The sequence below is a fragment of the Cupriavidus sp. HE11 genome, from assembly GCF_056097175.1.
Genome location: NZ_CP184464.1, coordinates 119,475 through 135,441 on the forward strand (window position 1 = coordinate 119,475; position 15,967 = coordinate 135,441).

At 66.0% G+C, this 15,967-nt stretch carries 14 protein-coding genes; 2 read left to right on the plus strand and 12 right to left on the minus strand.

All coding sequences use genetic code 11. The features are described 5' to 3' along the window. Positions 1 to 7: 7 nt before the first annotated feature. The 4 genes from ACOABP_RS00575 to ACOABP_RS00590 all read right to left on the minus strand — a co-directional run bounded on the left by ACOABP_RS00575 (position 8) and on the right by ACOABP_RS00590 (position 5,510). The gene (locus ACOABP_RS00575; RefSeq protein WP_474226525.1) at positions 8 to 712 is read right to left on the minus strand and encodes an MOSC domain-containing protein; all 705 of its coding nucleotides are present in this window, start codon (positions 710 to 712) and stop codon (positions 8 to 10) included. Between the two features lie 11 nt (positions 713 to 723). Then, positions 724 to 1,443, minus strand: coding sequence for a glutamine amidotransferase (locus tag ACOABP_RS00580; protein ID WP_474226526.1), 720 nt, complete (start codon positions 1,441 to 1,443; stop codon positions 724 to 726). Positions 1,444 to 1,513: 70 nt separating this feature from the next. After that, positions 1,514 to 3,976: a penicillin acylase family protein gene (locus ACOABP_RS00585; protein ID WP_474226527.1), complete on the minus strand. Its 2,463-nt coding sequence runs from the start codon at positions 3,974 to 3,976 to the stop codon at positions 1,514 to 1,516. A gap of 103 nt (positions 3,977 to 4,079) precedes the next feature. Further along, on the minus strand, positions 4,080 to 5,510 hold the full coding sequence (locus ACOABP_RS00590; RefSeq protein ID WP_474226528.1) for an aldehyde dehydrogenase family protein: 1,431 nt from the start codon (positions 5,508 to 5,510) through the stop codon (positions 4,080 to 4,082). A 202-nt stretch (positions 5,511 to 5,712) separates the two neighbouring features. Between ACOABP_RS00590 and ACOABP_RS00595 the strand changes: the two genes are divergently transcribed. Both ACOABP_RS00595 and ACOABP_RS00600 read left to right on the plus strand, forming a co-directional pair. Continuing rightward, the gene (locus ACOABP_RS00595; protein WP_474226529.1) at positions 5,713 to 6,375 is read left to right on the plus strand and encodes a hypothetical protein; all 663 of its coding nucleotides are present in this window, start codon (positions 5,713 to 5,715) and stop codon (positions 6,373 to 6,375) included. 20 nt (positions 6,376 to 6,395) lie between these two features. Further along, complete coding sequence (locus ACOABP_RS00600) at positions 6,396 to 7,325, plus strand: transporter (protein ID WP_474226530.1); 930 nt, start codon at positions 6,396 to 6,398, stop codon at positions 7,323 to 7,325. 30 nt (positions 7,326 to 7,355) lie between these two features. On the opposite strand, the gene creD is transcribed toward ACOABP_RS00600, so the two are convergent. The 8 genes from creD to queE form a co-directional block, all read right to left on the minus strand. Continuing rightward, positions 7,356 to 8,726 (minus strand): cell envelope integrity protein CreD, encoded by a 1,371-nt coding sequence (creD, locus tag ACOABP_RS00605; RefSeq protein ID WP_474226531.1) that lies wholly within the window; start codon positions 8,724 to 8,726, stop codon positions 7,356 to 7,358. Between the two features lie 140 nt (positions 8,727 to 8,866). Next, the gene (creC, locus tag ACOABP_RS00610; protein ID WP_474226532.1) at positions 8,867 to 10,306 is read right to left on the minus strand and encodes a two-component system sensor histidine kinase CreC; all 1,440 of its coding nucleotides are present in this window, start codon (positions 10,304 to 10,306) and stop codon (positions 8,867 to 8,869) included. 15 nt (positions 10,307 to 10,321) lie between these two features. After that, positions 10,322 to 11,032 carry a two-component system response regulator CreB gene (creB, locus tag ACOABP_RS00615; RefSeq protein WP_474226533.1) on the minus strand — a complete coding sequence of 237 codons (711 nt, stop codon included), beginning with the start codon at positions 11,030 to 11,032 and terminating at the stop codon, positions 10,322 to 10,324. 373 nt (positions 11,033 to 11,405) lie between these two features. Further along, positions 11,406 to 13,028, minus strand: a complete 1,623-nt coding sequence (locus ACOABP_RS00620; RefSeq protein WP_474226534.1) for an ABC-F family ATPase — start codon at positions 13,026 to 13,028, stop codon at positions 11,406 to 11,408. A gap of 195 nt (positions 13,029 to 13,223) precedes the next feature. Continuing rightward, a complete protein-coding gene (ldcA, locus tag ACOABP_RS00625) occupies positions 13,224 to 14,144 on the minus strand; it encodes a muramoyltetrapeptide carboxypeptidase (RefSeq protein ID WP_474226535.1) in 921 nt (306 codons plus the stop codon). Positions 14,145 to 14,189: 45 nt separating this feature from the next. After that, positions 14,190 to 14,765: a tRNA adenosine(34) deaminase TadA gene (tadA, locus tag ACOABP_RS00630; protein ID WP_474226536.1), complete on the minus strand. Its 576-nt coding sequence runs from the start codon at positions 14,763 to 14,765 to the stop codon at positions 14,190 to 14,192. Positions 14,766 to 14,772: 7 nt separating this feature from the next. Then, positions 14,773 to 15,249, minus strand: coding sequence for a 6-pyruvoyl trahydropterin synthase family protein (locus ACOABP_RS00635; protein ID WP_092599951.1), 477 nt, complete (start codon positions 15,247 to 15,249; stop codon positions 14,773 to 14,775). Between the two features lie 3 nt (positions 15,250 to 15,252). Next, the gene (gene queE / locus ACOABP_RS00640; RefSeq protein WP_474226537.1) at positions 15,253 to 15,888 is read right to left on the minus strand and encodes a 7-carboxy-7-deazaguanine synthase; all 636 of its coding nucleotides are present in this window, start codon (positions 15,886 to 15,888) and stop codon (positions 15,253 to 15,255) included. Positions 15,889 to 15,967 lie beyond the last annotated feature (79 nt).

Genomic DNA, 15,967 nt, shown 5'->3' on the forward strand with positions numbered 1-15,967 from the left:
AGGCGCCTCAGCCTCCGGCCAGGCGCCTATCCATATCCTCGACGACATGGTTCGCCAGGCGCTGGCGGGCCAGCTTGCGCCAGCTTTCCGCCAGGACTGGCAGTTCGGCCATGTCGGCCAGCGCATCCATATTGAGCCGGTCCACGTAGAGCACGTGCAGCAGCCGCTGCAGGCTCCAGTTCGGATAAGGCCGGGCCACCAGCACCAGGTGGTCGCCGGCAGCGACCTCGCCTTCCTCGATCACGCGGTAATACCAGCCCGTGCGGCCACTGCCCTGCACGGCGCGCGACATGCCCGCAAACCCGAAGCGGTGATTCAGTTTCCAGCAAGGCTGGCGTGCCTGCGACACCTCCACCAGTGCCGTGCCCAACCGGAAGCGGTCGCCGATGCAGACATCGGCTTCCGTCAAACCCGTCGTGCTCAGGTTTTCGCCAAACGCCCCGGCATGGTCGAGCACGCCGGGATGGCCGCCCTGCCCGGCCAGTTCACTGCGCCAGCCGGCATAGTGGTCACGCGGATAGTGGTGGATTGCCTTTTCGGGGCCGCCGTGGTGCTTCGGGTCGCCCTGTTCGTCGATGTCGAGTCCGACGGTGGTGACACGCACCGGCCCGTCAACCGCCGCCTTGTCGATGCCGCTCGGCACACCCTTGGGCCCGAATGGACGGACCCGGCCTGCCAGCAGCGTATCAATCCCCACGTCGACGTGAGGCATCCCACTGACGCTCACAACCCCGCCTCCTCCATCCATCGTGCAAACATCAGCTCGCCGGCACTGGCGACGGTGGCGCCAATCTCTGCCGTACGGCGGCGAATCGTGCGGGGATCGATGCCGGACTTGGCCAGTTCCACGGTATGGCCAATCAGCCAGGTCTCGATGTCGCCGGGTTTCACTTCGGGGTGAAACTGCAGTGCCAGCACGTGCTTGCCGATGGCGTAGGCCTGGTTCGGCGTGGCCGCGGTGGAGGCCAGCAGTTCGGCGCCCTCGGGCAGGTCGAAAGTATCGCCGTGCCAGTGCAGGACTTCCCAGTCGGCATTGGCGAGCAGCGCCAGCGGCGAGCGCCGGCCGGCATCGGTCGCCTGGATCTGTCCCCAGCCGATTTCACGCGTGCCCGGATAGACGCGCGCGCCCGAAGCCGCGGCAATCAGCTGGGCGCCCAGGCAGGCGCCAATCATCGGAAGCTCGTCTTCCAGACGCTGGCGGATCACGCCGATCTCGGCCTCCAGCCACGGGTAGGCCTCGGTCTCGTAGACGCCGATGGGGCCGCCCAGCACCACCAGCAGGTCGGCCGGGTCGGTCTGCACCAGCGTCAGGTCGTCCACGCCAGCCTGATAGATGCGGATGTCATGGCCGCGATCGCGCGCCACATCGGCAATCACACCCGCATGCTCGAAGGCAACGTGCTGGATGACATCGGTCCGTAACTGGCGCCTGGGTTCGCTCATCGACTGACACTCCTGCTGGAAAATGTGGCTCGGATTTGAATTCGGCCCCATACGATACCGCACTGCATCATTACTTGTCTTTCGCAGGCTGCAGGACCAGCGTGTCGAAGGTGTCGCCCCCCGGGTTTCGCCGGTGCGCGCCAATCGTGATGTACTGCACGGCCGCCCATTTGTCGGTCCAGTCGCGGTAGTGCGGCGACAGCGCAATGCCCGATTGCCCGGTCGACGACATGAAGCGTGAATCGGACAGGTCGGACAGGTCGTAGATCGCACGCAGGCTGGCCGCATGGGTGCTCTCGAACGGCGCCGCCTCGTCGCGCAGGTTATGCCGGCCAACGTCCACGGTGTAGGTGTCGCCGCCGGTACGCACGCGAATATTGAACAGGTTGGCCAGGTACGGCACCTTGCCGAACGGCTTGTGCTCCGAGCGCGCCGCATGGGCCTTGCCCCAGCGCCATTTGGCCGGATCGTCGCCGTAGCGCTGGTCCAGGTCGGCAATGGCACGCTGCCAGGCCAGCCCGATGGTGACCGCGCAGGTTTCGCGCCCGGTGGTTCGCGCGTTATCGCACCAGAACGCGCCGAGCCCCTGCGGATCGCGCATCGCATTGAGCATCGGCAGCTGCACGTTGCGTTGATCCCAGAGGCTGTTGAACATCGGATCGCCGACCTTGTCCTCGAACAGCAGGCGCGACAGCTCGCGCAGCCAGGCCGTCACCACCAGCGGCTCGGCCCGATCGGCAGCCATGGTGCCGTCCCACTTGCGCAGCGCGTCGAACAGCCGGCGTTCGCGTTCGGGGCGCGCGGCATCGCTGGCCACGGGCGCGGCCAGCAGCAGCGGCAAGGCGTCGCGCACGGCCAGCGATACCACGTCCTTTTGGATGGTGCCGAAGGTTTCCGGCGTATGGCGCGGTTCGGCTTCCAGCAGCGTCTGGATGCGCTGGGCGCGATACGGCACGCTCCATTCGCTGGTGATATAGAACGGATAGTCGTTGTCGACAATCTTCTGGTTGGCCGTGACGATCATCCCCGACGGCGGATTGAAGCGTTGCGGCAGCTTGTCGAACGGGATGAAGCCCTGCCAGTCGTAGCGGGCGTCCCAGCCCGGCGCGGGCGCCAGCCCCATCAGGTCGTTGTCGGCGCGGCGAATCGGCACCAGCCCCGGCGCGATATAACCGATATTGCCGTCCACATCGGCGTAGACCATGTTCTGCTGCGGGGAATGGAATTCCCGCAACGCGGCAACAAAGCTCTTCCAGTCCGTGGCCATGCCCATCTTCAGGCTGGCCTGGAAGGTCCGGTCGTCCGGCCGTAGCGCCGTCCACTGGAACGACACCACATACTGCGCGCCCAACGGCCTGGCCGCCGCGCTGATCGGCTCGGCCACGTCCGACATGACCGGCCCATGTCGCGTTGTCCGGACATTGAGCGTCAGGTCGTCCTGCCCCTTGATCCTGATGATTTCCTTGCGGGTCTCGAACTCGGCCCAGCCATCGGGCGTCTGGTAGCGGTTCGGGTTCGCCGGATCGATCCGTTCGATATACAGGTCTTGTACATCGGGCGCCGTATTGGTAAAGCCCCAGGCAATGCGTTTGTTATGGCCCAGCACCACCAGCGGCGCACCAGGCAGCGTGGCGCCGGTCAGGTCCAGCCCCGGTGCCTGCAGGTGCGCGAAATACCAGAGCCCGGGCGCCTGCAGCCCCAGGTGCGGATCGTTGGCCAGCAACGGCTTGCCGCTGCGCGTGTGCGCGCCCGACACCACCCAGTTGTTCGACCCCATCCCGTCGACATACCCGGCCGGCGCGCGTTCCGACAGCTGCGCCATGGCGGTCGCCACGGGGGCCAGCTTGCGATAGAAGCTGGCGTAGTCCATCGTCCGCAGCGGCTTGTCACCGGGATACGGTGCCAGGATCTCGGCGATGCGCGCCGTGGGCAGTTGCTGGGCCAGCCCCATGCGCAGCACTTCCTGCCGCCAGTTGCCGCCCAGGTCCCAGGCCATCATGGTCTGCCAGCCCAGTGTGTCGGCCGGCTCCCAGTGCTCGGGCTTCGTACCGAGGATCAGGAATTCGGGCGGCAGCGCCGCCTTGCGGGTATCGATATAGGCATTGACGCCGTCGGCATAGGCCTGCAGGACGGCGCGCGTCTCCGGCGGGGTCTGGGCCAGCACGGCTTCGGCGTTGCGGCGCACGCCCATCGTGCGCAGGAAGCGGTCGGTATCGAGCGCGCTCGGCCCCAGTATTTCGGCCAGCCGGCCGGCCACGATGCGCTTGTTCATCTGCATCTGCCAGAGCCGGTCCTGGGCGTGGACATAGCCCAGCGCATAGTAGGCATCCAGCGCGTTGGTGGCCTGGATATGGGGCACGGCATTGCGGTCGCGCACCACCACCACACGATCGCGCAGCGCGGGCAGGTGCATCGTGCCGGCCGTATCGGGCTGCGAGGCCTGGCGATACCAGATATAGCCGCCGATGGCGCCCGTCAGTCCGATCACCAAGACGCCGGACAGTATCCAGCCCAGCCGTTTGAACCAGCGCATTCGACGTTTCTCCCCGTGGAAAGACGCAAGCATCGCAGATTTCCGCGCAGACAAGAATGCCCGGACTCGCCGGGCATTGCAGTTGCGTCGGTCGGAAGGCCCGTCAGGCGGGCTTCTTCAGTTGCAGAGACTTGTATTCGAGGAATTCCTCCAGCCCGAACTTGCCGCCTTCACGGCCGTTGCCGGACTGCTTGAAGCCTCCGAACGGGGCGTTCATGTTGAACGGGCCGCCGTTGATATCCACCTGTCCGGTACGGATGCGCCGCGCCACCTTGATGGCGCGGGCTTCGTCGCCAGACCAGACGCCACCGCCCAGGCCATAGACGCTGTCGTTGGCGATACGGATGGCGTCGTCTTCGGTGTCATAGCAGATCACCGACAGCACCGGGCCAAAAATCTCTTCCTGGGCGACGGTCGCCTTCGGGTCGACATTGCCCAGTACGGTTGGCTTGACGAAGAAGCCACGGTCGAAGCCGGCCGGGTTGTCGGGACCGCCCGCCACCAGCTCCGCGCCCTCTTCCAGCCCGCGACGGATATAGCCGGTCACGCGCTCCTTCTGCACGGCGGAAATCAACGGTCCGAGGCGCGTGGTATCGGCCAGCGGATCGCCCACGGCAAAGCCTTCCACCACCTTGGCGGCGATGGCCTTGACCTCGTCATAGCGGCTGCGCGGCACCAGCATGCGGGTGTGCGCCGAGCAGGTCTGGCCCGAATTCAGGAAGCAGGCGCTGATGGTGCCCTTGACGGCCACCGGCAGGTCCGCATCGTCCAGGATCACCGACGCAGACTTGCCGCCCAGTTCCAGCGCCACGCGCTTCACCGTGTGCGCGGCCAGCTCGGACACCCGCTTGCCGGCCCGCGTGGAACCGGTAAACGACACCATGTCGACGTCCGGATGGCTTGCCAGCACCTCGCCCACCACCGGGCCAAAGCCGGTCACCAGGTTGAAGACGCCCGGCGGCAGGCCGGCTGCCTCGATCACCTCGGCCAGCACGAAGGCATTGAGCGGCGCCACTTCCGACGGCTTGAGCACCACGGTGCAGCCAGCCGCCAGCGCCGGCGCCACCTTCAGGGTGATCTGGTTCAATGGGTAGTTCCACGGGGTGATTGCCGCCACCACGCCCACGGGCTCGCGCACCACCAGCGAATTGCCCACCTGCTCTTCAAAGGCGAAGCCTTCCAGCAGCGCGGCAGCCTGGCCCCAGTTGTATACCGGGCCACCCACCTGGATGGCGCGCGCCAGCTTGATCGGCATGCCCACTTCGCCGGCAATCATCTGCGCCAGTTCTTCGGCACGGTCCTTCAGGCCTTCGGCAATCTTGCGGATATAGCGGGCGCGCTCGGCTGGCGGCGTGGTGGCCCAGCCATCGAATGCGGCACGGGCGGCCGCGATGGCGTCCTCGGCGTCGCGGGCGTGTCCTTCGGGGATCTTGCCCATGACCGCCTCGGTGGCGGAATGGATCACTTCAATACTGCCGGTGCCGTGGGGAGCCACCCACTTGCCGTTGATAAACAGTTTGTCTCGTTGTTGCATGGCCACAGCCCTCATCAGGTGGATCGGCGATTGCAAAATTTTTGTTACTTTTATGGAGCACCACATTGTAGGCCGGTTTGCGGATTCGAATTTTCATCGCCGCAGGCCGGTTCGGACAACAAGATGGCGATAATCGGCCGCGCAGACACTCGATCCGAGGGCTCTCGCCGCGGGCGGCCGATCCATAACAAAGGAGCGAGACATGGTCGACCCGATCTATCACAAGACGGAGGCTGGTCAGGAGGAAATCCGCACGCGCGCACGCAAGCTGGACCAGAAACTGCGCGCGCTACTGCTGATCGTGAACGGAGAACGCGCCAAATCAGAGCTGTTGGCGCAAGTTGGCGGCATGGGTGTGGCCGAGGAGGCATTCGATACCTTGCTGGCGCTGGGCCTGATCGAACCGGAATCCGCGCCCGCTGTCCACGCATCGGCACCCGCCGCGCGCCCCGCCAGGCAGTCGGCGCCGCGCAAACCCGCCGACACCAATCTGTTTGCCGCGTATTCGGGCTTCAATACGGCAGACGGCAAGGGCATCGACGACCGCGTGGACGACCGCGACGTACTGGCCGACACCACCATCGCACCGGCCATGGCGCCGGTAGCTGCCGGCGCCATGGCCGGCGCCGACGGCTACAAGCGCCTCTACCACTTCTATACCGACGTGATCGGCAACCACCTGGGCCTGCGCGGCTACGTGCTGCAGGTGAAGGTGGAAAAGGCCGCCACGGTGGTGGAACTGGCGGCGCTGCGCGACACGCTGGGCACGGCGCTGCAGAAGTCCAAGGGCGAGATCACCGCACACGCGATCATCGACCAGCTCGACGACCTGCTCGCCGAGATGGGGGTGGCGCCAGCGCGGTAGCCTTCCCCGGGACACGAGCCATGCAGACACCGGACAGGCCAGCGTCACGCACGCGATGGGTCCGGTGCCTGCTGCCCTGCCTTGGCGCCATTGCCCGTTGCGCGATGGCCCAGGAGCTGGAACCGCGCGCCTATTCCGCAGCGCCGATCGGCACGCGTTTCGTGCTTGCCACATATGCCCGGCTGGCTGGCGATGTACTCACCGACCCATCCCTGCCCATTACGGACGTCAAGGCGAAGATCGACGTTCTTGGCCTGGGCTATCTGCAGGTTTTCGACCTGCTCGGCCGCACGGCCTCGATCGGCGTGGTGCTGCCGTACTCGCGCGCCAACGTGGCAGGGAATGTGTTCGACGCACCGAACAGCGTCTATCGCGCCGGCCTTGGCGACGCAACGCTGCGCTTCGCGGTCAACCTGCTGGGCGGCCCCGCGCAGACGTCTGCCGAATTCGCAAGGCATCCGCCTGGGACACTGCTGGGCGCCAGCCTCACCATGATCACACCCAGCGGCCAATACCATCCGGACCGGCTCATCAACATTGGCGCCAATCGCTGGGCCTTCAAACCCGAGCTTGGCGTCTCAGCGCCATTCGGCAACTGGTTTGCCGAAGGCTCGTTCGGCGTGTGGTTCTTTACGGCCAACGACGATTTCCTGCGCGGCCAGCAGCGCCAGCAGAGCCCGCTGGCCGTCGTGCAACTGCATGGCGGGTACCAGTTCCGGCCCGGCCTCTGGCTTGCCGCCGATGCAGGGTTCTATGGCGGAGGCAGCACCACCGTGGACGGCGTCCGGAACGATGACCGGCGCACCAACACGCGCTACGGCCTGACCCTGTCCGTCCCGCTGACCAGGAACTGGTCAGGCAAGGTGGCCGCCTCCAAAGGCTGGTTCACGCGGGCTGGCGGCGACTACAAGGCGATCTCGTTGACCGTGCAATATCGCTGGACGGATTGAGCGGCCCCACAAGGCGCGGCGGTGCCCCGGCTACGCGCCGCCCTCCTGACTGGATGTGGGCGCCGGGTTCCCCACCGAATACCAGTCCACCTTCCGCGTGATCGCCATGATGCCTGCCAGCATCACGAACAGCAGCAGCGAGCCCAGCACCAGCGCGTTGTCCTCGGACACCAGCAGCCCGTACAGCGCGCCATACAGCGCGGTCAGCAGGCCCGCAAACCCCGCGCCGCGTTGCCAGCTGCGCAGCACGAAGGTGAGATAGAAGCCCAGCAGCCCGATGCAGGCCGCGCTGGCCGACAGATAGGCCACCAGGAACGGCGAATGCTCCGACAGGCTGACCAGCAGCAGGAAGAACATCGCCAGCGCCAGCCCGGCCAGCAGGTACTGGATCGGATGGATGCGCAGCGCCTTGACCAGCTCGAACATGTACAGCCCGGCAAAGGTCAGCAGCACGAACAACAGCCCGTACTTCACGGCCCGCTCGGCCTTGACGTAGATATTGACCGGCTCCATCAGCGTGACGGACGCGGCCTGCAGCGACATCGGGTTGTTCGGCCCGGGATTTCCGGCCAGCTGGTCGCGCACATGGGTATTGAAGGCCGTGACGGACCATTCCGCGTTGAACCCATCGTCGGTCACAGTGCGCTGGCGCGGCAGGAAATCGCCGTCAAAGCTCGGATGCGGCCACGGGGAGCGCATCGTGAACTGGTTGTGATCGGCCACGGGCACCAGCGCCATCGAGCGCGCGCCCAGCACCGACAGCTTCAGGCTGAACGGTACCGTGCGGGCGTCGAGCGACTTGCCGGATGCCCCACCGACATCGATCCGCGCGTGCAGGCCCTGCGGCAGGCTTTCGAGCCGGGCACCCTGCTGGAGCCGCACGGGCTTGCCTTCGAGTTGCAGCACCGGCTGCGCGATCAGTCCGCGCATGTCGCCGACGCCCAGCACTACATAAGGCTGGCCCATCTCGAAGCGGATGTGGCCGACGGACTTCGGCAGGTCATCGTCGGACGTCAGGTCTGGCAGCACGATCGTGCCTTCCCATTGGGTGGCGGTCTCATGGACGATGGTTTTGTGAATGCCGCGATAGCGCTCGCCGGGCGTCACGTCGGCGCGCACCTGCAGCGTCTTCGGAAACACCAGCATCCGCCGGCTTTCCTCGCGATTCTGCTGCGGGGCGGTGCCAGCTACCGCAACGGCCACCACCTCCTTGTATGGCACCACGATGATGGGACCCGTCAGGGTCTGGGGGCCAGCGTAGCTCTGCCAGATGCTTTGTTCGGCGGCGTCGCGGTACTGGCTGCGCTCGCGCACGATGCCAAGCACCATCTGCAGCGCGATCCACAACAGCAGGATCACGCCGGCAATAATCGCGATTCGGTAAAACAGGGCCTTGTTCATGGGAGTCTTGCGAGTGGAGATGCCGCAAGACTAGCCAGCGCCTGGGGGCGCAAGATGTGGCCGGCGGGGGGCCGGCGTGAAGCGTGTGAAGTCAGGAGGTTGCCCGCAGCGCCCGTGCATGCCGCTGGCCGGCTGGCGCGTCAGTCCGCCACCGGCAGCGCCAGCTCGGCACGCGCCCCGCCGCCCTCGCGGTTGGTGACGGCTACCGCCCCCTGGTGCAGCAGCGCCACCTCGCGCACCAGGCACAGGCCCAGGCCGGTGCCGCGCTCGCGGCCATCAGGGCGCGGCAGCGAATAGAAGCGTTCGAACAGCCGGTCCATCGCATAGTCGGGGATGCCGGGCCCGCGATCGTCGATCCTGAGCACGATCTGGTCCGGCCTGGCCGACCGCAGCAGCGATACATCGATGGCGGTTCCCGCCGGCGCAAAATCAAGCGCGTTCTCAAGCAGATTGACGATGGCCTGCCGCAGCAGGAACACATCGCCGCTGACCACCGGCCCCGCGTCGGGCGTCTGCCAGCGCAGTTGCACGACCCGCTGGCGCGCCCTGGGCTCCAGCGACTGTACGATCTGGCCGATCTCCAGCGCCAGGTCCACCGGCTCGCGCTTTTCCAGATGCTGCCGCTGCTCGACTTCGGCCAGCGTCAGCAGCTTGCGGATCAGCAAATCCAGCCGTTGCGCCTGGCCGCGGATATTGCCGACAAAGCGCTGGCGGTCGGCGGCCGGCATGTCCTCCTGCAGCAGTTCGGCCGCGCCGCCGATGGCCGCGAGCGGGCTCTTCATTTCGTGCGTGAGCGTGTGGATGTAGTGCTCCACATACTGCTTGTCTTCCAGCCGCAAGCGCATGGTCTCCACGGCCCGGCCCAGCTCGGCAAGCTCGCTCGCGCCCCGCAACGGCATCTCGGCACGCTCGCCGGCGGCCACCGCCCGGGCGTAGCGCTGCAGCTTGCGCAGGCCGAACACAAGCCAGAGCGTACACAGCACGCCAATCGCCGCCGCCCCGCCGATCAGCAGCAGGCCATAGGTCAGGATCACACCCTGGCTACGCGCGATAAATGGCGCCACGGCCCGGTTCGGCTTTGCCACGGTCAACGCGCCAATGATGCGCGCGCCGTCGCGGATCGGCGCCGCCACATACATCACCGAACTGCCTTCGTCGGCGGGATCCGACCGCGTACTGCGCGCGCCATACTTGCCCTGCAGGGTCAGGTAAACGTCATTCCAGCGCGAATAGTCGGCGCCGATCGCCTGGCCCGCCGTATCGAAGCGGACGATGCCGTGTTCATCGGTGATGTAGATGCGGTAGCCCACCGCGTCCTTGTGCATGCCCCAGACGCTGGCGTCCACGGGCTGCTCGCGCAGTTGCGCCAGGCGCCGGGCAAAGGCACCCTCGGCAATCTGGCCGGCCTTGAGGTCGTCGGCCGCCAGCACGGCCAGCACATGCGCGGTGTCCACCAGCGTGTCTTCCATGGCCTGGCGCACCCCTGGCTTGACCTCCTGCACGAACACCCGCAGCGTCAGAAATGTCGCCAGGCCAACCACCAGGAAAAAGCCGAAGAAGATACGCAGGCCGATATGCATGGGCGGATCGGGGATTCAGGCGTCGAGCACTTCGAGCGAATAGCCCATGCCGCGATGGGTGCGGATCGGGTCGCCGGCCGGGTCCACCTCGCGCAGCTTGGCGCGCAGGGTCTTGATGTGGGTATCGACGGTGCGGTCGACCGTGTCGATCGCGTCGTGCCAGACCAGGTCCATCAACTGGGCGCGGGTATAGATACGGCCCGGATGCTGCAGCAGGACGGCCAGCAACCCGTATTCGTAACGCGTGAGATCCAGCCACTGGCCCCGGTAGGCCACCCGGGCGCCTTCGACGTCGTGCTGAAAACCTGTCGGGCGCGCTGCGGGGGCTGGCGTGGCCGGCACCACCGCCTCGGCCTGCGGCCGGGCGCGACGCAGGATCACGCGCACCCTGGCCGCCAGTTCCCGTGGCGAGAACGGCTTGACCACATAGTCGTCGGCACCAATCTCCAGCCCGACGATACGGTCGATTTCCTCATGGCGCGCCGTCAGGAAGATCACCGGCACGTCCGAAAACGTGCGCAGCGTGCGGCAGACCTCGAAACCGTTGATATCGGGCAGGCCGATGTCGAGCACCACCAGATCGGGTCTCTGCGTGCGCAACCGGGCCAGCGCGTCGCCGCCCAGCATGCAATGGTCGGCCTGCATGCCGTCCGTGCGCAGCGCGTACAGGATGGTATCGGCGATGGCGGATTCGTCTTCCACCACCAGAATGGACGGTTGTTTCATGGGCGGGCGCGGCAAGATGGGCGGTGTGTATTATCCGCCATCGTGCGGGGCAACGGTCGACCGCTCCGGCACGCCCAGCAACTGGCGAAGCCGGCTAAGGAATGCAGGGATGTCGATCTGGCGGCGGCGGTGCATGGCGGGCTCCGGTGGGGATTGGAGCAGCCAGTGTCGTGGCGGCAGGTGAAGACACGGTGAGGCGGGGGTGAAGTGGAAGCCGGCAAATCGACGTGAACCACTAACGGAAGGGGCTCGTCGATTGGCGAGGTAGAGGTTGTGTCGGGACGCCCCAACCGCGACAGGTTGAAAAAAGCCGGCGCGCCTGATGGCGGGCCGGCTTTTCTGGCGAAATGACGATGCGGCGATGCCGCGGAAATTACGCCTCGATACCTTGCGACTGCAGGTACTCGTCGTACGTACCCAGGTAGTCGGTGATCGTGCCGTCGGGGCGAACCTCGATCACGCGCGTGGCCAGGCCGTTGATCAGTTCGCGGTCGTGCGACACGAAGATCAGCGTGCCCGTGAACTTGTCCAGCGCGATCTGCAGCGATTCGATCGACTCCATGTCCATGTGGTTGGTCGGCTCGTCCATGGCCAGCACGTTGTGGCGGCCCAGCATCAGCTTGCCCCAGATCATGCGGCCCTTCTCGCCACCGGACAGCACCTTGACGTTCTTCTTGATGTCGTCGGCCGAGAACAGCAGGCGGCCCAGCGTGCCGCGCAGCGACTGGTCGTCGTCGCCGGCCTGGGTCCACTGACTCATCCAGTCCATCACGTTCACGTCGTTCGGGAATTCCTCGTACGTGTCCTGCGGCATGTAGCCCACATTGGCGTTCTCGGCCCACTTGACCGTGCCACGGTCCACTTCCACGCCGCGCTGCACGCCGGTTTCCACCACGCTGTTCAGCAGGCTGCGCAGCAGCGTGGTCTTGCCCGCGCCGTTCTCGCCGATGATGGCAACCCGCTCGCCGGCCTGGACTGCCATCGACAGGTTGTTGATGATCTTGCGGTCGTACGTCTTGGTGATGTCCTCGACTTCCACGGCCAGGTTGTGCAGCTTCTTTTCGAATTCGAAGCGCACGAACGGGTTCTGGCGCGACGACGGCTTGATATCCTCGACCTTGATCTTTTCGATCTGCTTGGCGCGCGACGTGGCCTGGCGGGCCTTCGACTTGTTGGCCGAGAACCGGCGCACGAAGTCCTGCAGTTCGGTGATGCGTTCCTTGGCGCGGGCATTGGCCGCCACCTGGCGCTCGCGCGCCTGCATCGACGCCTGCATGTAGTCGTCGTAGTTGCCCGGGTAGACCTTCAGCGTGCCGTAGTCCATGTCGGCCATGTGCGTGCACACCGAGTTCAGGAAGTGGCGATCGTGCGAAATGATGATCATGGTGGAGTTGCGCTCGTTGAGCACGTCTTCCAGCCATCGGATCGTGTTGATGTCCAGGTTGTTGGTCGGTTCGTCGAGCAACAGGACGTCCGGGTTCGAGAACAGCGCCTGGGCCAGCAGCACGCGCAGTTTCCAGCCGGGGGCGATGTCGCTCATCGGGCCCTGGTGCTGGTCGGTCGGGATGCCCACGCCCAGCAGCAGTTCGCCGGCACGCGCCTCGGCCGTGTAGCCGTCGTATTCGGAGTACTTGGCCTCCAGTTCGGCGGCGCGCATGTAGTCTTCGTCGGTAGCCTCGGGGTTGGCGTAGATCGCGTCGCGCTCGCTGGCGGCGGCCCACATTTCCACGTGGCCCATCATCACCACGTCGAGCACGCGGTTGTCTTCATAGGCGAACTGGTCCTGACGCAGCTTGCCCAGGCGGATGCCCGGTTCCAGCATCACGGTGCCCGCCGACTGTTCCAGGTCGGCGCCCAGGATCTTCATGAACGTGGACTTGCCGCAACCGTTCGCGCCAATCAGGCCGTAGCGGTTGCCCTCGCCGAACTTGACCGAGATGTTCTCGAACAACGGCTTGGGGCCGAACTGCATGGTGATGTTTGCGGTAGAAAGCACGTCTGAACCTTGTCTGGATGTGGGTATGCCCCGTGGGCGCTACCTGCTGGCAACCGGTTTCTGACGGCACGCACCCGATTGGCGTGCCCGGCGCAGCGAAAATGAGGAAATAACCGGTGATTTTACCACTTCCGGGGGGCATCCGTCAGCCATTCGCCACGGCTCCGACGCCGACCGGCCACCGGCTGGCCGCCGTTACAGCGTCGGGTATCCCGTCAGGGCCAGGGTGAAGCCGTCGCCACTGGCTTCCAGCCGCGCCTGGGCGCCCACGGGCAGCGTGAGCTTGCGCGGGCAGTGCCCGAACGGCAGGCCGGTCAGCACCGGGATATCGAGCTGTTCGCGCACATAGTCGAACACGGCGTCCATGTTGTAGCCGTTGTCGTAGTCGGTGGTGCGGTAGTTCGAGAAGTCACCCATCACGATGGCCCGCTGCGTGCCGAGCACCCCCGCCTGCAGCAGTTGCAACAGCATGCGCTCCACGCGGTATGGCGGTTCGTTGATGTCTTCCAGGAACAGGATGCCGCCCGGTACCTTCGGCATGTAGGGCGTGCCCAGCAGGCTGCACAGCATGGCGAGGTTGCCACCCCACAGCGTGCCTTCCACGGTACCGGCCGCCGCCACCTGCGGGGCCGCCACCTCGATCCGGTAGGCCGGGTCGCGCAGGATGGTCTCGAAGTGCGTCCACATGAACGGATCGACGTGCTCCTCGCCAAAATCGGCCAGCAGCATCGGGCCGGCAAACGTGACGCCGCCGGTCGCTGCCAGGTAGGCAAGCTGGAAGGCCGTGAAATCGCTGTGACCAACGATCGGCGTGCCGCTGGCGCGTGCCTGTTCCGCAATACGCGCGAAGTCGATCCTTGCCAGCAGCCGCGCCAGGCCATAGCCGCCGCGCACCGCCAGGGTCAGTTCACCTGGCGCACCGGTACCGATGGCGTGCAGGTCGGCCAGCCGTTCGGCGTCCGTGCCGCCAAACCGCAGGTAGCGGCGCGCGAGGATGTCGGGATTGTTGACGTGGTACCCGTGGTGCTTGAGCCAGGCGCAGCCGCGCGCGGCAATGGCCACGTCGTGCGGGTAGCCGGAAGATGCGATCAGTCGGACTTCGATGGATTGGCTCATGCTTCGGATGGTGACGGTACGACGCTCGGAAGCAGGAATTTTCGCCTAATCGGCCGCCAATGGCGAGGGTGGCGTGGCCTGCCCTTGGTCCGCCGGCCCTGCCTCGCCGGCCCGTGCGGCCAGTTGCGCCGCCTTCTGCGCGCGGCGCCGGGCGCCAAAGAAATCGCGCAGCATCTGGCCGCACTCGTCGGCCATCACCCCGCGCGCCAGCGTGGTCTGGTGGTTCAGCGTGGCCTGCGCGAACAGGTCGACAACGCTGCCGGCCGCGCCGGTCTTCGGGTCGGTGGCGCCAAACACCACGTGCTTGAGCCGCGCATGGAGAATGGCGCCGCTGCACATCGCGCATGGCTCCAGCGTCACGTACAGCTCGCACTCGGGCATGCGGTAGTTGCCCAGCACCTTGGCGGCGGCACGCAGCGCCTGCATTTCGGCATGGGCCGATGGGTCCACCGACCGGATCGGCAGGTTATGGCCGCGCGCGATGATCTGGTCGTTCCACACCACCACCGCGCCCACCGGCACCTCGCCGGCCGCCTCGGCCAGACGCGCCTCTTCCAGCGCCGCCGTCATGTAGAAGCGGTCGCGCGTGGCTTCGTCCTGGAACTGGGGCGCGCCGGACATGGACAGATCAGTCCTGCGCCGGCAGCGCGAACGGCGCGCTGACTTCAGCCCAGCAGTTCGGCGTCTCGAACAGCACCAGCTTGGTCAGCTGCAGGTGGTGACCAAAGCAGTCCTTGAACACCGGCGCCAGAATGTCGAATGCTTCCTGCGCCAGGTTTTCGACCGTCGGGATGCTGTCGATGACCACGGTCTTGTGGTTGTCCATCGACTGCAGGAAGTTCAGCAGCGCGGTGTCACCCCGATAGATCAAAAACGCATGATCCCACTTCGACACCAGGTGCTCGTTTGCCAGCGTCTTGATATCGCCGAAGTCCAGGATCATGCCGTCGTCGGAGGCGCCTTCCTGGCGAAGCACTTCGCCGGATAGCGTCAGGTCCAGCCGATAGCGATGGCCGTGGATATTGCGGCACTGGCCGCCGTGGCTCGGGATGCGGTGGCCGGCGTCGAATTCGAGCCGGCGTGTGATGGAAACTTGTTTGCTCATGTGTCAGCGAATGCCCAGCAGCTTGTGGGTCTGCAGCGACAGGCGCCAGCGAGGATGACGCTGGCAGAAGTCGACCGCGGCGGCCGTATTCTGCCGGGCCAGCGGGCCATCCATGGCCTGCACCAGGAAATAGCGGAAATCCAGTTGCTCGTATGCCGCGAAGTCCTGACCCGCCTGCGGCATCACCACCTTGAGTTCGTCGCCCTTCTTCACCACCAGTTCCGAACCCATCTTCGGGCTGACGCAGACCCAGTCGATGCCCTCGGGCACTTCGATCGTGCCATTGGTCTCGATGGCGATCTCGAAGCCCTGTGCGTGCAGCGCGGCGATCAGCGGCGTGTCAAGTTGCAGCAGCGGCTCGCCGCCCGTGCATACCACCAGCGGCTGGCCGCCAGCGCCCTGCGGCCATTCCGATGCCACCACGGCCGCCAGTTCCTCGGCCGTCTTGTACTTGCCGCCGCGCGTGCCGTCGGTGCCCACGAAGTCGGTATCGCAGAACTGGCATACGGCGCGGGCGCGATCTTCCTCGCGGCCGGTCCACAGGTTGCAACCCGAGAATCGGCAGAACACTGCCGCACGGCCGGCGTTGGCGCCCTCGCCCTGCAGCGTATAGAAGATTTCCTTGACGGCGTATGTCATGCGTATGCGACGGTTGTAGTGCGTGGGGAGTTCCTGCTCAAAAATTAGGCAAAAGCCGAGGCGCGAGCAACCGGTGATT